Origin of the sequence: Proteus sp. fly-1013 (assembly GCF_040140245.1) — a bacterium.
In the GTDB taxonomy this organism is placed as follows: domain Bacteria; phylum Pseudomonadota; class Gammaproteobacteria; order Enterobacterales; family Enterobacteriaceae; genus Proteus; species Proteus mirabilis_B.
In genome coordinates, this window is record NZ_JBEEWD010000001.1 from 175,372 (window position 1) to 198,811 (window position 23,440).

The 23,440-nt window shown below is 39.1% G+C and carries 21 protein-coding genes; 8 read left to right on the plus strand and 13 right to left on the minus strand.

The window, feature by feature from the left end; translation table 11 throughout:
- Positions 1–74 precede the first annotated feature (74 nt).
- Complete coding sequence (gene purB, locus ABN236_RS00805; RefSeq protein ID WP_088493363.1) at positions 75–1,442, plus strand: adenylosuccinate lyase; 1,368 nt, start codon at positions 75–77, stop codon at positions 1,440–1,442.
- 81 nt (positions 1,443–1,523) lie between these two features.
- A complete protein-coding gene (locus ABN236_RS00810) occupies positions 1,524–2,912 on the plus strand; it encodes an MmgE/PrpD family protein (RefSeq protein WP_349473166.1) in 1,389 nt (462 codons plus the stop codon).
- Positions 2,913–3,012: 100 nt separating this feature from the next.
- Here ABN236_RS00810 and fabZ read toward each other — a convergent pair whose 3' ends face one another.
- From fabZ to ABN236_RS00825, 3 genes are all read right to left on the minus strand, one after another.
- Positions 3,013–3,438 carry a 3-hydroxyacyl-ACP dehydratase FabZ gene (gene fabZ / locus ABN236_RS00815; protein WP_349473167.1) on the minus strand — a complete coding sequence of 142 codons (426 nt, stop codon included), beginning with the start codon at positions 3,436–3,438 and terminating at the stop codon, positions 3,013–3,015.
- A gap of 185 nt (positions 3,439–3,623) precedes the next feature.
- A complete protein-coding gene (locus ABN236_RS00820; RefSeq protein WP_088493360.1) occupies positions 3,624–4,505 on the minus strand; it encodes a dihydrodipicolinate synthase family protein in 882 nt (293 codons plus the stop codon).
- Positions 4,506–4,579: 74 nt separating this feature from the next.
- The gene (locus ABN236_RS00825; RefSeq protein WP_088493359.1) at positions 4,580–5,488 is read right to left on the minus strand and encodes a LysR family transcriptional regulator; all 909 of its coding nucleotides are present in this window, start codon (positions 5,486–5,488) and stop codon (positions 4,580–4,582) included.
- 252 nt (positions 5,489–5,740) lie between these two features.
- Between ABN236_RS00825 and dinG the strand changes: the two genes are divergently transcribed.
- Positions 5,741–7,855, plus strand: coding sequence for an ATP-dependent DNA helicase DinG (gene dinG / locus ABN236_RS00830; protein WP_102949392.1), 2,115 nt, complete (start codon positions 5,741–5,743; stop codon positions 7,853–7,855).
- Between the two features lie 63 nt (positions 7,856–7,918).
- On the opposite strand, the gene dps is transcribed toward dinG, so the two are convergent.
- Positions 7,919–8,425 carry a DNA starvation/stationary phase protection protein Dps gene (gene dps / locus ABN236_RS00835; RefSeq protein ID WP_023581243.1) on the minus strand — a complete coding sequence of 169 codons (507 nt, stop codon included), beginning with the start codon at positions 8,423–8,425 and terminating at the stop codon, positions 7,919–7,921.
- A 274-nt stretch (positions 8,426–8,699) separates the two neighbouring features.
- Entirely contained in the window at positions 8,700–9,590 is an 891-nt protein-coding gene (rhtA, locus tag ABN236_RS00840; protein ID WP_088493358.1) for a threonine/homoserine exporter RhtA, read from the minus strand.
- Positions 9,591–9,919: 329 nt separating this feature from the next.
- Here rhtA and ABN236_RS00845 point away from each other — a divergent pair, with 329 nt between their 5' ends.
- Positions 9,920–10,498 (plus strand): LOG family protein, encoded by a 579-nt coding sequence (locus tag ABN236_RS00845; RefSeq protein ID WP_088493357.1) that lies wholly within the window; start codon positions 9,920–9,922, stop codon positions 10,496–10,498.
- Between the two features lie 9 nt (positions 10,499–10,507).
- Entirely contained in the window at positions 10,508–10,972 is a 465-nt protein-coding gene (locus ABN236_RS00850; protein ID WP_349473168.1) for a GNAT family N-acetyltransferase, read from the plus strand.
- Positions 10,973–11,061: 89 nt separating this feature from the next.
- Here the strand turns inward: ABN236_RS00850 and ABN236_RS00855 are convergent, their stop codons facing one another.
- The 3 genes from ABN236_RS00855 to moeA form a co-directional block, all read right to left on the minus strand.
- Positions 11,062–12,762: an amidohydrolase gene (locus ABN236_RS00855; protein WP_349473169.1), complete on the minus strand. Its 1,701-nt coding sequence runs from the start codon at positions 12,760–12,762 to the stop codon at positions 11,062–11,064.
- 268 nt (positions 12,763–13,030) lie between these two features.
- Positions 13,031–13,798: a molybdopterin-synthase adenylyltransferase MoeB gene (moeB, locus tag ABN236_RS00860; protein WP_099659795.1), complete on the minus strand. Its 768-nt coding sequence runs from the start codon at positions 13,796–13,798 to the stop codon at positions 13,031–13,033.
- 5 nt (positions 13,799–13,803) lie between these two features.
- Positions 13,804–15,045 (minus strand): molybdopterin molybdotransferase MoeA, encoded by a 1,242-nt coding sequence (gene moeA, locus ABN236_RS00865; protein ID WP_349473170.1) that lies wholly within the window; start codon positions 15,043–15,045, stop codon positions 13,804–13,806.
- A 209-nt stretch (positions 15,046–15,254) separates the two neighbouring features.
- On the opposite strand from moeA, the gene ABN236_RS00870 reads away from it, so the two are divergent.
- The 3 genes from ABN236_RS00870 to yeiB all read left to right on the plus strand — a co-directional run bounded on the left by ABN236_RS00870 (position 15,255) and on the right by yeiB (position 18,399).
- Positions 15,255–16,424: a YbfB/YjiJ family MFS transporter gene (locus tag ABN236_RS00870; protein ID WP_088493352.1), complete on the plus strand. Its 1,170-nt coding sequence runs from the start codon at positions 15,255–15,257 to the stop codon at positions 16,422–16,424.
- Between the two features lie 148 nt (positions 16,425–16,572).
- Positions 16,573–17,232, plus strand: coding sequence for a GTP cyclohydrolase I FolE (gene folE / locus ABN236_RS00875; RefSeq protein ID WP_023581251.1), 660 nt, complete (start codon positions 16,573–16,575; stop codon positions 17,230–17,232).
- A gap of 15 nt (positions 17,233–17,247) precedes the next feature.
- Positions 17,248–18,399, plus strand: a complete 1,152-nt coding sequence (yeiB, locus tag ABN236_RS00880) for a DUF418 domain-containing protein YeiB (protein WP_349473171.1) — start codon at positions 17,248–17,250, stop codon at positions 18,397–18,399.
- Here yeiB and sanA read toward each other — a convergent pair.
- From sanA to ABN236_RS00905, 5 genes are all read right to left on the minus strand, one after another.
- The gene (gene sanA, locus ABN236_RS00885) at positions 18,396–19,127 is read right to left on the minus strand and encodes an outer membrane permeability protein SanA (protein ID WP_088493350.1); all 732 of its coding nucleotides are present in this window, start codon (positions 19,125–19,127) and stop codon (positions 18,396–18,398) included. The two genes, yeiB and sanA, sit on opposite strands and share 4 nt — an antisense overlap.
- Before the next feature lie 141 nt (positions 19,128–19,268).
- Positions 19,269–20,966 (minus strand): NAD-dependent malic enzyme, encoded by a 1,698-nt coding sequence (locus tag ABN236_RS00890; RefSeq protein ID WP_088493349.1) that lies wholly within the window; start codon positions 20,964–20,966, stop codon positions 19,269–19,271.
- Positions 20,967–21,179: 213 nt separating this feature from the next.
- Positions 21,180–22,064, minus strand: a complete 885-nt coding sequence (gene cdd, locus ABN236_RS00895; RefSeq protein ID WP_088493348.1) for a cytidine deaminase — start codon at positions 22,062–22,064, stop codon at positions 21,180–21,182.
- Between the two features lie 199 nt (positions 22,065–22,263).
- On the minus strand, positions 22,264–22,959 hold the full coding sequence (locus ABN236_RS00900; protein WP_102949522.1) for a CidB/LrgB family autolysis modulator: 696 nt from the start codon (positions 22,957–22,959) through the stop codon (positions 22,264–22,266).
- Positions 22,960–22,961: 2 nt separating this feature from the next.
- Positions 22,962–23,435 (minus strand): CidA/LrgA family protein, encoded by a 474-nt coding sequence (locus tag ABN236_RS00905; RefSeq protein WP_088493347.1) that lies wholly within the window; start codon positions 23,433–23,435, stop codon positions 22,962–22,964.
- Positions 23,436–23,440 lie beyond the last annotated feature (5 nt).

Consider the following 23,440-nt stretch of genomic DNA (forward strand, 5'->3'; position numbering starts at 1 on the left):
AAAATAACAATCTAACAAGTCGTTTGATTAAGAAAACGATTTTTTTATTATTTTTTTTAACAGGGGAAATAATTATGGGAACCAGCGTTTTTGATTCGGTTTTATTAAAGAATTTATGGTCAACAGAAGAAATGAGAACTATTTTTTCTGATAAAACCAGAATGCAAAATTGGCTTGATTATGAAGCGGCATTAGCGATTGAACAAGCTGAATTAGGTTTGATCCCAAAAGAGGCTGCAAAAGTGATTGCAGATACTGCGAAACTTGAAAAGCTCGATATGGATTATGTATTAGAACAAGTGCGTCTTACTCGCCATCCATTAGTGCCAACAATTCGTGGCTTAGAACATGCTTGCCCAGAACACTATGGGGAATATGTTCACTTTGGTCCAACAACACAAGATGTTATTGATACAGGCCTCGTACTGCAACTAAAAGATGCTCATCATACTTTTTTACGTGATATCAAAGTATTAGGTCGTGCATTGCTTTCATTAAGTGAACAACATCGTAACACACCAATGGTTGGACGTACATTAGCCTTACAAGCTCTGCCAATTACATTTGGTCATAAAACCGCAATTTGGCTAACTGAGTTAGCGCGCCATTATCAACGTCTTAAAGAGATCGAACCTCGCTTATTTGTGGGTAGTGTTGTTGGTGCTGTGGGGACAAAAGCCTCTTTAAGTGATAAAGCTGATGAATTAGAAGCCCGCGTATTAAAACGCTTAGGCTTAGGTGTACCTGAAATTTCATGGCAACCTGCGCGTGATAGATTCAGTGAGTATGGCATGCTAATGGGCTTAATCAGCGGAACTTTAGGTAAAATTGCCAATGAAATCCTATTGTTAGCGCATAACGAAATTGATGAGCTATCTGAGCCTTTCAGCAAAGGACAAGTGGGTTCTTCGACTATGCCACATAAGCGTAACCCTGCCATTGTTGAAAATGCGGCCTGTGTGAGTAATACCCTAAAAGCGAATCTTTCTGTTTTAACGGATATGATGAAACACCAACATGAGCGCGATGGTGCAATCTGGAAAATGGAATGGAAGATCATGCCAGAAATGTGCCTGATGTTGTCTGTTATCTTCGACAATATGAAAACAGTAATAGGCGGGCTAAATGTGCATGTTGAGAAAATGCGCAAAAATATGGATATTCTGGGTGGCTTTATGCTGGCAGAGCGTGTGATGTTTGCATTATCTGATAAAGCAGGTAAACAAACTGCGCATGAAATTGTGTATGAAGCATCAATGTCTGGACAAGAAGAAGGCATAACCTTCGTTGAAGCGATTAACCGTGATACCCGTATTCGTGATCACATTACTCAAGAAGAGCTTGATGCACTTTTAGATCCAACGACATATGTCGGTAATGCACCTGCCCAAGTTGATCGTGTTGTCGCACAAACCAAAGCCTCTGGCTGGTTAAATGACTAAGTGACTTAATTACATCCAACCTTCTTATTATCTAAAAGCCGGTGATATTACTGGCTTTTTCTTATCTATTTCGAGGTGTTTATGACATTGAGTCAGCAGTTAGCCCAATTTATTACGACAACCACTTTCTCTGATTTACCTGCTCAAGTTGTTAGCCGAGCCAAAATTCATTTATTAGATACATTAGGTGTCGCGCTTGCTGGAAGTGTGCAACAAAGTGCTATTCAAAGCCGTCAAGGTGTGGCTTTTTTACCTGATAGCCAAGGCAACATTCCGATTTGGGGAAGTTCGCTCACAGTAAGTACTACGGTGGCTGCACTTACAAATGGTATTGCATCACATGCCTTAGATTTTGATGATACACACACTGATTCAATTGCACATGGTAGCGCGGTATTAACGCCGATTGCTTTTGCATTGGGTGAGTCAATTGGTGCGTCATCAAAAGATATTCTAACGGCGTGGGTGATTGGCTGGGAAGTTGCTGCTAGAGTCGGCTTAGCAAGCCATAGTGGATTTCATCAGCGAGGTTTTCATGCCACAGCAATTGCAGGAATTTTTGGCGCTACGGCTTGTGCCGCTTCACTATTAAAGCTAACGCCAGAACAAACTGTGAATGCAATTGGCCTAACAGGAAGCCAAGCAGGAGGCGTGGCAGAATATCTTACTAACAGTTCATCTTCTAAATGCTTTCATGCGGGATGGGCTGCACAATCAGGTATCATCGCAGCATCATTAGCAAAAGGCGGAATGACAGGCCCTGAAACAATATTTGAAGGTCGTTATAGCCTTTATCAAACACATGGTATTAAAGAGCAAGCACAACCAGAACAAGTGGCATCAGGATTAGGTGATGTATGGGAATTTTTAAATGTTTCCATTAAGCCTTATCCGGTGTGCCATTTTGCTCATGCGACTGTGGATTGTGGGCGTAATTTGCTGAAAAAAGGGATCACGGCTGATGATATCGATAGTGTTGAGTGCGTTGTCGATCCAGTAGCGGCTGCTTTGATTTGTGAGCCTCCTGAAACAAAATGGGCACCTCAAACAGCCTACGGCGCTAAATTTAGTTTGCCATGGTTATTTGCTGCAGGTTTTTTAGATAATGCTTTAACGCTCTCTTCATTATTACCTGAAAACCTACAACGGGAAGATATCCAGTCATTAGCGAAACGTGTAAGTTATCGTTATCCCGAAAAAGGGGAGATCCCATTTCCTACCTATTTCCCCGGATTAATTTTCGTGACATTAAAAAATGGCGAGAAGATCACAGAGAGATTAGATATTCAATATGGTAATCCGAAAAATCCAATGACAGATAAAGATGTGATCAGTAAGTTTTACGATAATGCATCTTTGGCGATAGAAGCAGAACAAGCAGCACAATTAGTTGAAAAAATACTGCATTTCGACAATGTCACTATTGCAGAAATAACACAATTATTACGTATTAAAGAAATCGAAGATTAGGTTGAAATAATACAAACAAGATGATTATGTAAAAGCTTGATGTGAAAGGGCAGTGTAAAAGATGAGTGTAAAGGATTGGTTTTAGCTACCAATCCTTTACTTATTGTCTCGCACACATAAATTCAGATGTACAAACTATCTTCTCACCAATTCTCACCGTACCTGAAAAGCTAACAATGGTGCGTCGCTGTCGGCGAAATTGGATCTCAATATGTAGCTGATCGCCCGCTTTTACCACATCATAAAAACGCGCATTTTTTATACTGGCAAAATAACATTGCTGATCTTCACCCATTGGTGAAAGATAATAATGTGCAAGAACGCCTGAAGCTTGAGCCATGCTTTCAAGTAGTAATAAAGGTGGATAGAACTCACCAAAAACAACCGTATCATTGGTTGTGACATTTTTAATAGCGGTTAATTTGCCACTGGCAAGTTCATCTGGCTCAGAAATAACGCGATCAATTAATAAGAATGGATAACGATGAGGCAATATTTCCATTATTTCACTGACGGAAATGGGCATCTATTTTCTCCTCGTTATGGTGATAGGGCAGACTCATTTTACAACAACGGTGGTTATTATTTCATTCTTATTCAAGATCGTACAGCATTGACCTGTATTTTAGATGAGAAAATTGAGTTAAACAGATAACAAAGACCAGAATAGGAAAAATCTAGCCGTTGTTATTTCTAAATAAGAATCGTTTATTAATCAAGGCGAGCAATAATTTGGCGTAGATCGTTCATTGCTGCTTCATTTAGAGGCTCTTGCGGTAAAATAGGAGAGCCCACTTCGAAGCCTTGAATATTTAGGGATGCTTTAATACATGATGCGAGCGAGTACTTTGTAAACGCTTCATTGATTTGCCACATCTCTTTTTGTTTTGCTAAAGCTGTATCAAAATCGCCTTTTGTTGCTAGCTCATACAGTTCAACACATTGCTTTGGCAACACACATGCAGGACCTGCCATCCAACCTACACCACCAAGTTTTAGCACTAACAATGGAATATGAGCTGAAGCACTAAAGATTTTAACGCGCTCACCAAACGTATTGATCATGGTGAGTAGGCGACCTGTATTGCTTGAGGCATCTTTAATATATTCAATATTCGGGATATAGCTAAGTTCATTGAATAAAGAGATAGGAAGAACATCGCCCAAAAGCCCCGGATTGGTATAAATTGTCATGGACTTTTCAGGAAACGCTTCGGCGATAGTTTGGAAATAACCAGCTTGTGCGGTTTCGCTTAATGGGTACATTTTTTGTGAAATTAAGACCATGCCATCGACGCCTAATTGAGCATATTGTTCAGCTTGATGACAGGCATCTGCGGTTGAAAACCCTGCAACACCCGCAATAACGGGAACCCGACCTGCGGTTTGATCAACGGTAATACGCACAATTTCATTGCGTTGCGCTTGAGAGAGATAAGCGTATTCACCTGTGCTACCTAATGGACTTAAACCATGAACTCCACACGAAATTAAATGTTCGACTAATCGACGTAATGAAGCTTCAAGGATAGTACCTTTAGTTTGATCAACAGGTGAAACAAGGTAAGGAAAAATGCCATGAAATTGGGTCATAATCGGTGTCCTGTTTTATGGTTTTAATCTTTTATTACTTTGGTTATCTACACGATTTAAGGGTTTTAAAATCTCTACTCTTGTTGAAGTGTTATGTCGGCATGATTAATCACTTCATTTTGTTCATTTTTTAATGAATCAAACAGTATTTGGGCTGCTTTTCCAGGGCTGTTGGCATTCAGATACAGGTTATAACTAATAGCAGGTAAAGCCGGTAAGCCTTCTTTTTCGCCTAAAATACGCAAATCATCACCTGAAAGCTCAATTGAACGCGCCATAATGCCTAAGCCTGCTCGTACTGCGGCTCTGGCGCCTGAAAGTGTTGTAGCAACATAAGCGATTCGCCAACGAATACCTTGTTGATCAAGGTGATTTATCATCATATCGCGGTATGTGCTGGGTTCATCTAATACAACTAATGGTAAGGGTTCATCAAGATCAAATCTGAAGTGTTTTCCGCAATACCATAAAGAGGGAGAAACACGTAATACAATTTTGGGATAACCCACATGTTCTTCAGTGGAAATGGCTAAATCAAGCTCGTTATTCTCTAACATAGACATTAAAAACGGACTACGTTTAACAATAATTTCCATGATAAGGCGAGGATAGGCTCCAGAAAAACGCGCGAGAAGATCAGGTAAAATCGTGTTTGCCGTATCATCTGGAGAGCCAATTTTTAAGATCCCATCAATTTCTTCATGCATCAATGAAAGACAGGCTTCATCATTCAGACGCAAAATACGGCGAGCATAATTAAGCAGTTGTGTACCCGCTTCTGTCAGTGTTTTGTTTCGCCCTTGGCGAGCAAACAGCTCTTTGCCTATCAACGATTCAAGTCGTTGCATTTGTTGGCTTACGGCAGATTGTGTACGACAAACAGATTCAGCCGCCGCTGCAAAGGTATTTCCATCGACAACAGCAACAAAGGTTCGGAGCAAATCAAGTTCTAAGTTAAAAATAGGGCGTTTTGCGGAGGTCATTATAGATATCTCTTAACTGGTGTTGTGTTTAATAAAACCAATAAATCATATTTTTTATAAGACTATTTTAGATGTTACGTAATGAATACTCATACTATGAAGAGTTGAATTAATAATCTATAACAAAGCTCAATAATTTCGAGGTGTTATCCATTCTTTGATGAAAAAGAAGAGCAAATGAAGGTAACTACTGATTTTTATACAGTGTTATGAGACAATAGCGCCTTTCTTAAAATCAGTTACAGAGTGGTTATGTCCCTTTCTCAATCAGTTAAAAATCAAATAAGTCAGTGGTATAAAGCCCTACCAGAGCATATCGAAGGGTTTATTCCGCGTGCACCACAGCGTGAAATGATAGCTGAGGTGGCTAAGACTTTTTCTGATGAAATGGGACGTCATTTAGTGATAGAAGCCCCGACTGGCGTGGGTAAAACACTCTCTTATCTTATTCCGGGTATTGCTATTAGCCGCGATGAGAAAAAACCACTGATAATCAGTACAGCCAATGTGGCACTGCAAGATCAAATTTATAGCAAAGATCTTCCATTACTTAAAAAAATCATTCCTGATCTCACGTTTACAGGCGCTTTTGGTCGTGGACGTTATTTATGCCCTCGCAATTTAGATGCGATTTGTGCAACAGAAGGCGAGCAGATTGACTTAATGTTTTTGCTTGAAGATAAAGTTGATGTGGCGACGAGTGCAGAAAGAGAAATTTGCCAAGAGCTTAAAAATGATTTCACTAGTTTCGGCTGGGATGGTTTGCGTGATCACCATAAACGTGCACTAACCGATAGTTTATGGCGAAAAATCAGCACAGATAAAATGAACTGTTTAGGGCGAAATTGCCAATATTATCATCGCTGTCCTTTCTTTATTGCTCGTCGTGAAATTGATGAAGTGGATGTGGTTATTACCAATCACGCTTTAGTAATGGCGGCAATGGAAAGTGAATCTGTGTTGCCAGATGCTAAAAATCTACTTTTGGTACTTGATGAAGGGCACCATATTCCTGATGTTGCGCGAGATGCCCTTGAAGTTGAAGGTGAAATAACCTTAGTTGCCCTCAATAATCAGCTTGATAATATCACTCGTCATGTTAGCCAGTATTTAGCGCAATTTATTCCCGTAAGACCGCCTAAATTGGCTGATCCTATTCGTTTTGATGCACATATCGCTAAGTTACGTGAAGCTTATCAAGAAGTTGATACATTCACGCGCGCACTATTACCAGAACGTAGTGAACAAGATGAATATCTCTTCCCATTAGGTGAACTGCCTGAACAACTTCTATTAAGTTGCCAGACATTATTTAAGCTAACAGATGGTTTAAAAATGTTGGGCGAAGCTATTTTAAATGATTTAACAGAGCGTACGGCAAAAGAAGATGTTGTGCGTTTACATCGTGCTATTTTAACGACCAGTAGAATGGTGGGGTATTTAGAAAATATGGCGAAATTGTGGCGCTTGGCAACATTAGAGCAAACCTCAAAAGCGCCTGTATCCAAATGGCTAACGCGTCGTTACGATAAAAAGCAATCTCATCTCTATTTTCATTGCGCGGGTATTCGTGTTAGCGAACAGCTGACGCAATTGTTATGGAAAAATATCCCGCATGTGGTTATCACATCAGCGACATTACGATCATTAAATAGCTATTCTCGTATTCAAGAATTAACGGGGTTAAGTGAGCATTTTGATGATCGCTTTATTACGTTGTCTTCGCCTTTTGAACATAAAGAGCAGGGTAGATTAGTTATTCCTAAAATGCGTTATGAACCGACCATGAGTCATGAACGTGAACATTTGAAAGAGATGGCGCGTTATTTTCGACACTGCATGGAAGAGAATAACCACAGAGGTCAATTGGTTTTATTTAGTAGCCAACGGGCAATGGAAGGTTTTTTAGAAGAAGTGAAAGATTTGCGTTTGTGTTTATTAGTGCAGGGCGATCAGCCACGCTATCGATTAGTCGAAACACATTGTAAGCGTATTGATGCTGGTGATAATAGTGTGTTGATAGGTTTGCAATCTTTTGCTGAAGGGCTCGATTTAAAAGGCGATTATTTAACGCAGGTACATATTCATAAAATTGCTTTTCCACCTGTGACAGATCCGGTGATTGTGACAGAGGGCGAGTGGCTTAAATCGCTAAAGCGCTATCCTTTTGAAGTACAAAGCTTGCCAAGCGCATCATTTAATTTAATTCAGCAAGTTGGACGTCTTATTCGTAGTCATCATTGTCACGGTGAAATAGTGATTTATGACAGACGCTTGCTAACAAAAAATTATGGTTCGCGTTTATTAACCGCGTTACCTATTTTTCCTATTTATCAACCTGAGATGCCTAAAGAAAAAGATAAATAAAAAAGACTACCTAGAGAAAGAAAGGTAGCCTTTTAGCATCATAATTGTAATTTTTTATAAGAATTAATTCTCAATATTGGCTTCAATAAACCATAAGAATTTATCAAGATCACGCGATGCGGCAGTAAACATATCTGCGGTATCTTCGTCTTCAACTTCGTCAATGGCTTTACGAATATCATTGGCAACAACCGCATAACGATCAGCCAGTGCTTTTAAGTGATCTTGCACATCATGAATATCCAGAGGATAAGCTTTTAATGGTGTTTTCTTACTCACCACTTGTGCAGTACCTAATACAGTGCCACCTAATTGAACAACACGCTCTGCAAACTCATCGGTATGCTGATTAATGGTATCGCGGAAGCCGTCAACCATCTCATGGACAGAAATAAAGTTTCTGCCACGCATATTCCAGTGCGCTTGTTTTGTGATGAGAGATAAGTCGATAAACTGCGTCACCATCTGTTGCAATAATTCGATAGCATGCAGTTTTACGCTGTCATCAAGGTTATTACGGGTATAAAGCAGAGTTGAAGGTGTGGATTTGACTAATTTAGCAGTACTCATAATCGTTCTCCCTAAATAATTAATAACTCAATATCTTAATTTCTGTTAATTATGATAGTAAATTATTAATGGTTAGTCTTATCGATTGATACTATTAAATTGATAGGTCATCTATTAAAAAAATCTAATCTATCGAAATAACCTATTTAGGGTAAGACAAAGTGTGCAAAATAGCAATGATAGGCCAGTAAAGTTATTATTTAATAAGTAAAAAGGATCATAAGATCCTTTTTAAATAAATATTTATTTCTTATGAATAAATACGGTTAAATAATTATTTAACCTCTTCAATTTTGGTTTTGCTTTTTATGGTTGCCGTTGAACCAATAGAGGCTAAAACAATAAAGGCTAAGGCAACCCATTGAATTAAAGTCAAATGTTCATGCAAGAAAATAATACCAATAAAAGCACCCATACAAGGCTCTAAGCTCATTAAAGTCCCGAAGGTTTTAGCCGGTAAACGTGTGAGAGCAATCATTTCTAAAGTATAGGGGAAAGCGGTTGATAGAATCGCAATAGCTAATGCAACAGGTAAAATTGACCAGCTAAACATAATATCTGGGCTACTCTGTAACATACCAATAGGAACGAAAATAAAGGCAGCAACTAATGAGCCAATAGAAACCGTTGCCGCGCCGTAGCCTTTACCTGCACGTTGTCCGAATACAATATATAATGCCCAACCTACACCAGCACCCAGTGCATAAAGGATACCTAGAGGATCTAATCCATGAATATTATCGCCAATAGGTAGCAATAATCCTAAACCAGCAATGACTAAAATTATCCATAAGAAGTCGATGGCTCTGCGCGATGAAAACATAGCAACAGCTAAAGGGCCAGTAAATTCAAGGGCAACAGCAATGCCTAAAGGAATGGTTTCAAGGGCGAGGTAGAAAAGGTAATTCATCATCCCTAAAGATAAACCATACAAAAACAGTGGCATAATCGATTCTCGAGTAAACTTAAGTCGCCACGGTTTAAAAATAAAAAAGAGGATCAAAGTACCCAATAACAGGCGTAACGCCGTTACAGCGGGGGCACCAATAACAGGAAATAGGCTTTTAGCAAGGGATGCGCCGCTTTGAATTGAAAGCATGGAGAGAAGCAAAAGAAGCACAGGGTAAAACACCTGTAATTTAGCTGAGTGTCTGGCTGACAACATCCTATAAAACCTCGTCAATAATCAATCGTATGTGTTCTCTGTTAGCAGATAACAAAGGATCGCATAATATAAAATAAAATCACCTGCTTTAATATAGTTATTCCTTAATAAATATTTTTATTTTAATTTGATTGAGCTAAATTAGCTTAAATATAAATTAGTTTATTTTTAATAAAATAAAAAATAGCCTCTTATAAATATAAGGGTTAATAATGATTAAATATATATGTGCGATAAAAAGCGTAAAAACACTTTTTTTAACCTTTTTTATTAAAAGTACCTTCAGTATAATTCCAAGCTCGTTTTAACTAGCTAAAAGAGAATAAAAAATGAGTAAAATAAAATCTATCGCAGTGTATTGTGGTTCTAGTTTAGGGGCTTCACCTATTTATAAAGAACAAGCAATTATTTTTGCCAAAGAGCTGGTTAAACGTAATATTACCTTGATTTATGGTGGTGCAAGTGTCGGTATTATGGGAACACTCGCTGATACTGTATTAGCTGAAGGCGGAAAGGTAATTGGTGTTATTCCTACGTTGTTAGAAGGGCGTGAAATTTCACATAAAAATCTGACTGAACTGCATGTTGTTGAAACAATGCATCAGCGTAAAAGTAAAATGATTGAATTAGCTGAAGGTTTTGTCGCTTTACCCGGTGGCTTTGGTACATTAGAGGAGTTTAGTGAAGTCTTTACATGGAGCCAAATTGGGTTACATCAAAAACCACTAGGCTTACTTAATATCAATCAGTTCTATTCTCCATTATTAATGATGATTGATAAAATGGCTGATGAACAATTCTTACATGAAAAATACCGGAATATGGCGATTGTGGAACAATGTCCTATTCAACTTTTAGATAAATTTGAAACGTACACCGCACCTCCTGTAAAAACCTACAACAAATAAAGGTAAAAAATGATAATAATAAGAAAAGCAATTTTGTCTGATGTAGAAGAAATTAATACGCTTTACACTTATTTATTTAATGAAATGGCGAATTTACAACCCGATCGATTAAAGCCGGGTAAGCAAGATGAAGCTTTTATTATTAATGGAATAAAAAATAATAAGTTTCATCTTTTAGTGGCAGATTTAGACGGTAAAGTAGTTGGATTTAGCATGGCGCAAATCCAAGAAACACCAATGTTTAACTGCTTAGTTCAGCGTAAATATGCTTATATTTATGATATTGTTGTTGACCCTTCTGTACGTAGCCAAGGCGTAGGAAGTTTATTATTAATAGCAATGAAAGAATGGGCTAAATCAGAGAAAATGACGCATCTTGAGTTATCTGTATTAGCTGAAAATGGTGCTGCTAAACGTTTTTACGAGCGTGAAGGATTAAAAGAAGTGAGCACAGTAATGGCGATTGCTTTATAGCATGCTGAATTTACGTTAATTCTCATAGGATTAAGTGCATAGATAAAAATAAACCCGCTTAATGCGGGTTTATTAATTATATTATTCAGCTAAATTGTGGGTTTCCCCGCAATGATCGTACACAATACCCTGACATTTTCAACATCTTCTGCCGATATTTCAAACAGGTTTCTATCTAATACAATAAAATCGGCAAATTTTCCGACTTCTAATGATCCAATTTGTCTATCCATATCCAATGCTTGAGCAGCATTAATAGTGGCTGCGCGTAGGACTTCAATTAACGTTAGGTTACGATCATTATCAAGACGAGGGCTTTTTGTATCTTTTTGACGAGTCATTGCGACTTTAAAATCGTACCATTCATTAAGTGGATCAATCGGCCAATCGCTACCAAAAGCAACAGTAACGCCCGCATCAATAAACTTGCCAGCAGTTTCTAAATAATCACAGCGAGATTTACCCAGCATTTCAATATCTTTTTCGATATTGCTCAGTTCTGCTGCCGCCCATTGGAAGGAGAGAAAAGGGTAGGTTTTTAGTTGTGCAAAACGCACATAATCTTTTTTACACATCAATTCATTATGTGCAAGCCCCGGTCTTATGTCTTTTTCAGGTAGGGTTTCACGCATCGCACTAATGGCATCAAGTGCCGTGCTAATTGCACCTTCAGCAACAGTATGAATATGAGGATGATAACCCGCACGGGCAATTTCTGTGACTAACGGCGTTAAAATTTCAGGTGAGAAATAGAGATCGCCAATATGTTCAGAGTCTTGCCAGTGTGGCGTGTCATCGGTGCCAACATTGATACGATAAGGTGAGTGTAAACGGGCTGTCATAATCGGCGCTTGTAATACACCATCAAGGAAAAGTTTGATATGGCGGATCGCAACACTAGGTTGAGCTCCATCGCTGATTTGATGCCACTGTGAAAAACGAGTGGCAGCATGATGTACAGCGTTTGGAATATCTTCAATATAAGGTACATCATCCGGCGTGATTTCAACGGCATTCTCTACGCGAAGAGTCAGTTCTCCAGCTCTTCTTAACGTATTAAAGGCGCGTAATTGAGGCTCGCCTACACGCGCATCCATTATGGTGGTTACGCCTTGTTCATTTAATAATTTTTGAACATGACGGGCTATTTGCAGGTTTTGTGCTTCAGTCAATGGCGGCAAGCTGTCAATGGCTTGCATTGCTGGTGCATCTTCAAGAATACCAATAGGGGTTCTATCACCATCACGTTCAATGTTTCCATCCGGCGGATCGGGTGTTTCAGCGGTGATATTTAACAATTCTAAAGCACGAGAATTGGCAAGAACACTATGGCAATCGCTAGAAAAGAGCAAAATAGGGCGAGTCGTATTTAAGGTATCAAGGTGATAACGTGTCATTTGCACGCCTTCAGGTTGCATACCTTCACGATACCATGCGGAGACTTTTAGCCATTCGGTATCACTATCAATAAAGTTTTCATCAAGGTATTTCTGAATACGCAATAAAATGTCATCGATAGAGAGCGATTGATAATCAAGATGGCAACCCGCTAATGTTGCACCTCCCCAAAATGGATGCATATGTGCATCAATAATGCCCGGCATGACCATTCTTCCCTGTAAATCAATTTGTTCAGTATTTTCATTACAGTAAGAAAGTAACACCTCTTTTTTACCTGAAGCAATAATTACACCTTGGCTGATCGCGATAGCATCAACAATATTGTTATTATGATCAGCGGTATAAATAAGTCCGTTGTAATAGAGAGTGTCTGCAATTTGAAATGTCATTCTTCTACCTTGTATTGCTTTTTTAGCACATAAAACGCGTGCTTAAATGATTATTCTGCTTATAGGGCATCCTGTTGCGTTTTGACGCGGGCGGTCATAGTAGAATTAAATGAGAGTGAATACTACAAGCTTGTTACATCAACTTAACGAAAAATACGACTTAGAGGGTAATTAAAATGCTTAAAAAACAGATTAATACCTCTCTCTTCGAAAGGTGATAAGGTAAGTTTAAAGAAGTTAGACTTACCTTATCTAGGATAGAAAGCGGTTAGTTATCGGGTGAATTGGCAGAACACACTTCACAATGTGGATTTTTAGGTAATTTGAATTCGCGAAATTGCATACGCATTGCATCAAACATCAATACCTTACCATGTAAATTTTCACCATAGCCGGTGAGTAATTTAATAGCTTCAACTGCTTGTAATGTGCCAATTGTACCGACTACAGGTGCCATTATACCCGCTTCAACACAACTTAACGCATTATCACCAAAAAGATGGCTTAAACAGCGATAGCAAGGCTCATCATCTTGGTAGGTGAATACACTGATTTGACCTTCCATCCGAATAGCGGCACCAGAAACGAGAGGCTTTTTCTGATGAAAGCAGAGACGATTAAGTTGCTCACGTACTGTCACATTATCAGTACAATCCATAACAATATTATGTTGGCTAATAAGCTCTGCTAAAGCCTCATCTTCAAGTAATGCATCGACGGTTTCTATCGTGACATGAGGATTAATTGCTTCTAATGTCGCTTTTGCAGATAGCACTTTAGGTTGACCAATCGTGGCGTCACGATGAAGAATTTGGCGCTGAAGATTAGAAAGAGAAACTGTATCAAAATCTAATAACGTGAGTTTTCCCACACCTGCGGCTGTAAGATATTGCGAGGCACTACATCCTAACCCACCTGCGCCAACAATCAATACAGAAGCACTTTTCAGTGCCTCTTGACCATCAAAATCAAAACCTCTTAATACAATCTGGCGATTGTAGCGCAGCATTTCTTCATCAGTTAATTCAATACTCATAAAGGCTATTCACTTTTTAATAGAGAATTAAATAGCTCAATAGTCACAGTTTCGCCAGCTGCAACTTTACCGCGTTCACGCTCTAAAACGATAAAGCAATTAGCGATACTAAAGGAGCTATAAACGTGTGAGCCTTGATGACCACTTGTGTCTACTTGCCACACACCTTCGGCATTAATACTTGCAATACCACGTTGAAAATCAAGGCGACCTGCTGATTTTTTCAATGATGATTGAGCAATGGCTTGAAAACGTTGCGGTGCTTTCCAATGACTAAAACCTGATAGACGAGCAATTAAAGGCTGAACCAATTGATAGAATGTCACGGTTGCTGACACTGGGTTACCTGGCAAACCGCAGAACCATGCATTATGTAATCGACCAAAGGCAAAAGGTTTTCCCGGTTTAATGGCAAGTTTCCAAAAACCAATTTCACCAATTTCATCAAGAATTTGTTTGGTGTAATCGGCTTCACCCACAGAAACACCACCACTGCTGATCACTAAATCTGCTTCTTGATCCGCCTTTTTAAAGGTTTCACGTAGTTTTTCTGGTGAATCAGGAATAACGCCTAAATCTAAGACTTCACATCCTAGTTTTTCAAGCATTAAGCGTACCGCAAAGCGGTTGGTATCATAAATTTGACCCGCTTTTAATGGCTGTCCAATGGTTTGTAATTCATCACCCGTAGAGAAAACAGCTACTTTTAAACGACGATAAACTTGTACCGTTGCCACACCTAAAGAGGCGATTAAAGGTAATTGCGCTGTTGAAAGTTTAGTACCAGCAGGTAATACAATGTCGTTTTCTTTAATATCTTCACCAATACGGCGAATGTTCTGGCCTTTCTTAGCTGGGTGTGGAAAACGAACACCATTTTCAGTCACTTCAGCTTCTTCTTGCATTATGACAGTATCAACACCAGCAGGAACCATTGCCCCTGTCATAATGCGTACACATTGCCCAGCAGGAAGTTCTCCCTCAAAAGGAATACCAGCGAACGATTTACCTGCAACAGGAAGTGGAGTTTGAGCTTCTAAGTCAGCGTAACGAAGTCCATAACCATCCATTGCCGAATTATCAAAAGGCGGAACATTCAGTGGAGATGTAATGTCTTCACTTAGAATATAATCTGCGGCGTTATTTAATGGAATGTTAAGGGTATTGGTAATTGCCAGCGGTTTTTCAAGTAGTTTTTCTAGCGCTTCATCAAGAGATAATAAACCGCTAACGTGACATTGACTCATCATATACTCCAAGATCTATCGAAATGTTCTGTTTTATTTCATGATACTAATCTATCACGATGAACATCATCATGTCAGAGATCATCTTGTGAATAGAAAGAAATGAAACTTCTTATTGCAAAAATGTTAACTGTCTGAGGTTAATGTGTTACTTGTTCTGTTATTAATGGACAGCACATTAAAATGATAAAACAAAATAATGGATATCCATGAATACTTCAAATCACCAAAGTCATTCAGCACAAGCTTTTCATATTGCTTTTAGTGGGTTTCTTGCTTTAGTGGTTGCAATGGGGATAGGGCGCTTTACATTTACACCTCAAGTGCCGTTGATGATTGCAGAATATCAATTAACGCTAACAAGCGCGGGTATTGTTGCTGCATTTAATTACCTTGGTTATCTCGCGGGATCTTATGATGCGATGAAAGCCGTTAAAGGTGTGGGATATCGTTTATGGGCGGGTCTTTGGGGTGCGGTGATAATCACTCTGTTGTCTGCTTTTTTAAATGATGCTTTTACACATAGTATTGCGCGCTTTTTTATTGGCTGGGCAAGTGGTTGGACGTTAGTGCTGGTGGCTTCATGGGCTAATGAGTTACTGGCTCGTCTTAATCGACCTGCATTAAGTGTGGCTGTTTATGCAGGAACGGGTGCCGGTATATTTATTAGCGGTATTCTTGCCGTGTTAATTATGAAATGGCAAATGAGTGCGACGACGGGATGGTTAATTTATGGTTCTCTTGCTTTTATTTGTGCCATATATGTGAGCTACCATCTTCCAAAACCGTGGAAAATGAGCAGAGAAGAAGTAAAAGTTGCACCTTTAACGCTCACACCAGCGATGAAAAAGTTGATTTGGGGTTATACCTTCGCCGGATTTGGCTATATTTTACCTGCCACATTTCTTTCTCAAATGGCGGCAGAACGCTTTCCGGGTAGCTTGATCGCGCAATTTGTTTGGCCTGTTTTTGGTGCTTCAGCTGCATTGTGTATTGGGATCGCTATTTTAACGCGTAACATACTAAACACGCAGTTACGCCTAGCCATTACGCTTTGGTTACAAGCATTAGGTATTTTGATTGCAGAATGGGTCCCAACGATAACAGGGCTTGCGATTGGCGCTTTCTTAATTGGTGGTGGTCTTATGTGCGCTGTACAACTTGCTTTTTTACGAGGCAGAGAACTAGCTCCGGATCATGGGCGTTATATGGCGGGTTTACTTACCACTTTTTATGCCATCGGACAATTAGTTGGTCCTGTAATTTCTTCACTTTCAACCGCATTAACAGGGAAATTAGAACCTGCACTTTATGTTGCTTTTATTGTGTTGATAATCGGTGGTTTTCTAGTGTGCTTAAAAGAAAAAGAACATCAGTAAACTAAAAATAGCTCATACAAAAATGCAATAATTTCATAACGAAAAATGCGGTATCGCTGGATAATGTGATTGAGGTCATCTAAAGTGTAGGTTGTTGTTGCTAAGTGCGATAACAGCTACTTAATTAATGTGTTTATCGGAGAGTCCAATGTCATCATTAAGTAAAGAGGCGCAATGGGTGCATGCTGCGTTAGTTGAACGCGGTTTGGAAACGCCTCTTCGTGAACCAAAACTCTCTCCAAGTGAGAGTAAACAGCAAATTGAACATCATATGACAGAAGTGATGAAGCTGTTAAATCTGGATTTAAGTGACGATAGTTTAGCTGAAACACCTCGTCGTATCGCAAAAATGTATGTTGATGAAATTTTCTCAGGGCTGGATTACCACAACTTCCCAAAAATCACGCTAATTGAAAATAAAATGCAAGTTGATGAAATGGTGACAGTGCGAGATATCACATTAACAAGTACTTGCGAACATCACTTTGTCACTATTGATGGTAAAGCGATTGTGGCTTATATCCCGAAAGATAAAGTGATTGGGTTATCTAAAATCAATCGTATTGTGCAATTCTTCGCTCAACGCCCTCAAGTTCAAGAACGCTTAACACAGCAAATTCTTATCGCATTACAAACGTTACTAGGCACAAAAAATGTGGCTGTTTCTATTGATGCGGTTCACTATTGTGTTAAAGCTCGTGGTATTCGTGATGCAACTAGTGCAACCACCACCACTTCATTAGGTGGGTTATTTAAATCTAGTCAAAATACGCGTCAGGAATTTTTGCGCGCTGTTCGTCATCTTTGAGATTTTTAAATAAAAATGAATGAATCGTCTCGTCAACGTATCGAAGCTCTCGATGCGTTGAGAGGAATGGCGATCCTTGGCATTTTATTGCTCAATATTTCAGGTTTTGCATTATTAAGAGTGGCTTCATTTAACCCATTACATTCGGGAGAAGCCTCTTTTGGTGATCGTATAACATGGATGGCATTAAATCTGTTTGCTCAAGGAAAATTCCTCTTTATTTTTGCGTTGCTATTTGGTGGCACGCTTTATCTCCTTTTATATAAAGGAACGCGTTTTAATATATCGCGGTTAGTTGTGCTGGCATTGATTGGCCTTATTCACACATTATTTATTTGGGAAGGTGATATTTTATTTCCATATAGTATATGTGGTTTATTTGTTTTTGCGTTTATTAAATCAATAGCGACAAAACACCAGTTTATATTGGGAGCAATACTCTATTTTTGTGGCGCATTTATTTTAGGTGCGTTGTTTTACTATTATCGTGACTTTATTGATACCGTTTGGTACAGCACGCCATACTCTCAATTGGCTGAATCAGATTGGAAAACAGGACCTTATTTAAATAGTGTTTATTATCGTTTGAATGAGCTAAGTCTTTTTGTTTTTAATTTAGTACGTCAATACAGTTGGTTTTTGTTCGGTGCGATGTTGATGGGCTCTGCGTTAATGGCGTCAGGTTGGTTGCAGCAAAAATTTAGCCGTACTCATTATGGCTATGTGGCGCTTTATTTTCTTTTAATCAGTTTAAGCTTACAAACAGTTATTGTGCTGGTGGATTATTACCTTGATTGGGATTATCGCTGGGCGGCTATTTGGGCACAACCTTTAACCATGTTGATCCAAGTAATGCAAAGTTTGGGGTATATTGCGCTGTTTTATTGGAGTTGGGATATTATCCAACACTCTTATCTTGCTTATGCTTTACGCTGTGTTGGCAAAATGGCGTTAACAACCTATTTAATGCAAAGCCTTATCGGTATTTATTTATTTCAGCGTATGGGGCTATTTAATCAATTTACTCTACCTGAATTGATGCCTTTTGTTGTCGCTATTTGGGCAATCAATATTGCTTTTGCTATGATTTGGTTACGTTATTTTCCACAAGGGCCAATAGAATGGATTTGGCGTAAATCAGCCTCAAAATTAGCACAATTCTTTTAGGTTTTTTCATGATTATTTTCATTCAGAGGAAGCGATTCGACTTCCTCTGGTGAAACCGCAGGATAACCTTTAATGCCTTCAGGAATAGATTGCATTGCAGGAATAGTTTCTGGCGGCCCTAAAAAGCGTGGTTCACGGTTTAGAATATATACATCAATCATTGCACCTGCTCTGGCAAATACTTCGCGTACACGTACTTTAAACATGCTTTTAGGGGATGCAACCGCAAAGCATTGTGCGTCAATTCCTTTTTCTAATGCGATAAAAACGGCACGTTCACAGTGAAAACGCTGAGTGATAATGGTAAATCCGTCTGTACCAAAGACCTCTTTTGTCCGTACTACTGAATCAAGTGTTCTGAAGCCTGCAAAATCCATCACAATTCGAGATGCTGGAATACCTGCTTTAATGAGATCTTTACGCATGGTATTGGGCTCATTGTAGCTATGTTTTGCATTATCACCGCTGAGTAATAAATACTGAATTTTGCCACTATTATAAGCATTAACAGCGCCTTGAATGCGGTATTGATAAAACTGATTTATATAACCGCTGGTATAGTACTTCGATGTGCCTAACACCATGCCCACTTTTTTAGCAGGCAACGTATCCACATCTTCAAAGATATAAGGATTGGTTTTCCAGCCGATCCAGCGATCGCAGGCAATCAAAGTGACAGCAAGCAGAATAAAAAGTGTGAGAAAGAGATAAATGAGGCGTTTTAGCATTTCCTTGCCTTAATGACGCAAATAACGAATGACTTTCATAATGCTTAAGGCTACTTGAGCAGAGATAGGGAAGCAAGAAAAAAGCGCCTCATATTAAGTAATGACGCGCTTTTCAGAATGGTACTTAGTGTTTCAAGCTACTTAGAACGAGGTTCTTTTGTAAATACGGTACTCTGGTGACCAATAGTTACGTTCAATTGCTTCTTCTAATGCTGAATCAGAAGTTACGGTAGCAACACCTTGTACTTGAGCTTCTTTTGCAACTTGTTTTGCGATATAACGCGAAACTTGCTGAATATCAGCCAGTAAAGGTAACAGAGAACCATCACCATCTTTTGCCATTGGTGAGCAATCTGCTAATGCGCGACTTGCAACCATTAACATGGCATCAGTAACACGTTTTGCACCACATGCGATAACACCTAGTCCAATACCTGGGAAGATATAAGAGTTGTTGCATTGTGCAATTGGATACTCTTTATCTTTGTATTTAACTGGTGCAAATGGGCTACCCGTTGCGACTAAAGCTTGTCCATCAGTCCAGTTGATAATATCTTCAGGACGCGCTTCTACACGAGAAGTTGGGTTAGATAATGGCATTACGATAGGGCGTTCACAGTGTTTGTGCATTTCACGAATAATTTCTTCAGTGAATAAACCTGCTTGTCCTGAAACACCAATCAAAATTGTTGGTTTTGCATTCTTAACCACTTCTAACAGTGAAATTGCATCGCTTTCAGTTTCCCAATCAGCAATGGTTTCACTTTTTTGGATAAGTTTGCTTTGGAAATCAAGTAGATTTGGCAGTTTATCTGTTAATAAGCCAAAACGGTCAACCATAAAGATACGTTCACGCGCTTGCTCATCACTTAAACCTTCAGATTTCATCTGGGCAATGATTTGCTCAGCAATACCACAACCTGCAGAGCCTGCACCTAAGAAAGTGACAGTTTGGTCTTTTAATTGGCGACCAGCAGCACGACTTGCTGCAATTAGGCTACCTAAAGTAACAGACGCTGTACCTTGAATATCATCGTTAAAGCAACATAGCTCATCACGATAACGGTTTAATAAAGGCATCGCATTTTTTTGTGCGAAATCTTCAAATTGCAGTAAAACATTTGGCCAGCGACGCTTAACAGCTTGAATAAACTCATCAACAAACTCGTTATATTCATCACCTGTAATACGAGGATGACGCCATCCCATATACAGAGGATCGTTTAAACGTTGTGGGTTGTTAGTACCAACATCAAGTACAACAGGCAGTGTGTACGCTGGGCTAATACCACCACACGCGGTATATAAAGAGAGTTTACCGATAGGAATACCCATACCACCGATACCTTGGTCACCTAGACCAAGAATACGCTCGCCATCTGTTACAACAATAACTTTTACGTTCTGTTTAGTGGCGTTTTGTAGCATATCGTCGATATTGGCGCGGTTAGGGTAAGAGATAAATAAACCACGAGCACGACGATAAATATCAGAGAAATGTTCACAAGCTTCACCCACTGTTGGTGTGTAAATGATTGGCATCATTTCAGTTAGGTGAGATTCCAATAGACGGTAAAACAGGGTTTCATTGGTATCTTGGATATTTCGTAGGTAAATATGTTTATCGTTATCGTTTTTGAAATCAAGATATTGGCGATAAGCGCGTTCAACCTGCTCTTCGATGGTTTCAACTGCTTCAGGCAGTAAACCATGTAAGTTAAAGGTGCTGCGTTCTTCTTCGCTGAAAGCACTACCTTTATTTAACAGGGGAAATTCAAGCAGGATTGGACCTGCATACGGGATGTAGAGAGGGCGTTTACTTTCGTGTTCCAGTTCCATGAAAAATACTCTTGTAAGGCAGTTAGTCACATGACAATTGTAGATCCTACAAAATAATAAAAATATGTACAGCTTATGTTATTTTTTTATGATTTTTATGCTTAGAAATGAGAGATAGATACGGTTGTTACAACTTTTTCTGGTAAGCATCAGCAAAATTTACATGCTGATGCTTTTTTAGGAGAGATTTTTAGAGGAATAAGTTAAAACTTTTTACAAAGTGATGCGTTGCATTTGGCGACAACCTAAAGCAGTTAATGTTGCTTGTGTTGCATCCCATTGCGTTAAAATTGTCTCTGCTTTTTCAATTAAGACAGCAGATTCAATATCCATCACACTCTCACCTGCCATATTTAATAAAATTAATGCGGCTTGTAATGGCGGTAAACTTGGATTGAATGCGGCGTTTTCTGCGTAACTACCTTGGAAAATTTTGCCATCTTTCATTTGAACAGCAATACCACTGTGTGACTCACTATAAGGAGCATGGCTACGGTTAGCGGCTTGTAACGCCTGTTGTGCTAATTCACTAGGGTTATCAATTTTGTAACCGTGATTAACTTTGTCCATTAATAAAGAGGTGATATTGAGATCTTTCGGGCCAAAGCTATCAGGTAAATAATCACCTAATGTTGCCATTTTTCTACCCGGTAACTGAATTTGAATATGGGTGCCACTGTTCAATTCGTTCATAAACTGGCGACAATGACCACAAGGTGTATAGTTAACGGTGACGGAGATCAAGCGAGATTCACCACGTAACCATGCATGAGTCACTGCACTTTGTTCAGCGTGAACAGTTTGTTGTAGTGGAGCGCCAGCAAATTCCATATTGGCACCGAAGTAGAGATTACCACTTTCACCACGCGCAACTGCACCAACTTTAAAATTAGAGATTGGAGCAACAGCACAAGCGGCAGCAACGGGTAAAAGTGCTAGGGCTAAGGCATCATCATTACATTGTAACTGTGTTTTTATGGCATTGACCTGCTCTGCCGTAAACATTGCAGGGAATTCATCCTGCTCAAGATAAGGAGCAAGTGCTTGTTGTAACTGAGGGGATAAATCTGACCAAACTGCCTGAAAACGAGTATGCATACATGAGTCTCCCATTAATCTTTCTGTATTATAAGATTCTAGGCATCTTTACCCATTCTTATATGTGATGAAAATCATATTTTCAATGAAACAATTGCAACAAATTCATTAATTGAGAGATGTATCTCAAATTTATAGCAAAAATCCCCGAAGTAAAATTAATTAAATCGGGGATTTGAAAGGTAGAGTATAAAAAATATTAACTATAAAGATGCAAAATAATAGGGAAGATAAATGGTGCGGTAAGGGATGTAATAATCCCGCATGTCATTAATGCCAATGAACTGTAAGCACCTTCTATATAATCAACTTCTGCAGCTCTTGCTGTGCCGACTGCGTGAGAAACCGTACCCATTGCTAAACCACGAGAGGCGTGAGTAGGAATACGTAGTATTTTAAATAACGAGTGACCAAAAATAGCCCCTAAAATACCCACGGCAATAACACATGCCGCACTGATAGCAGGAATGCCCCCAATAGAGTCTGCCACAGCCATCGCAATAGGTGTTGTCACTGATTTAGGTAAGATTGATGCAGCAATCTCAGGTGTTGCTCCTGCCCATAATGCAATGGCAGTGCCACTAACCATCGCAGCAATACTACCAATAAAGCAAATACTGATTAATGATTTCCACTGTGCGCGAATTTGGTGTAATTGCTGATAAAGCGGTATAGCTAAAGCGACAACGGCAGGTTGTAATAAGTCATTTAAAATACGACTACCTGCAAAATAATTTTCGTAAGGTATCTTGGCTATCAATAAAATAGGGATAATTACCACAATCGCAATTAAAAGCGGATTTAAAATAGGTAATTTAAATCGAGCTGCAAGTTTACGAGCTAAGTAAAAAATAAAAATACTTAAAGGAAGTGACCACCAAATATTCATCAACATGGCTAACATTTTTTCTTCTCACTTAACGCTTTATCGTCGTCTTTCTCTTTTGTTTCCACAATATCTTCAACTTGGTCTGGTTTCGAACCCACGATAACGCGCTCACGATGAACGTAGTGTGAGCAATATGCAACGAGTGCCATAACACCAAAGGTACTCACTACGCAGGCTAAAACGATGGGGAAAAGTTGCTGACTTAACAAATCATAATAGTTCATTACACCAACACCGATAGGGATAAAGAGTAATGACATGTTTTTTAAGAGGATATTGGCACCGGGTTTAACCCAACGCAAAGGGATAAGCTGGAAAGCAAGTAAACCAAAAAGGATCAGTAAGCCAACAATACTGCCTGGAACCGCAAAGGGTAGAAGGGCTGAAATAAGATTACCAGCAAAGAGACAAAGATAAAGTACCAAAAAAGATCGTAGATAATGCCAAAGTGTAATCTGCAATCGTGCCCGTTTAGATTTCATAAGTA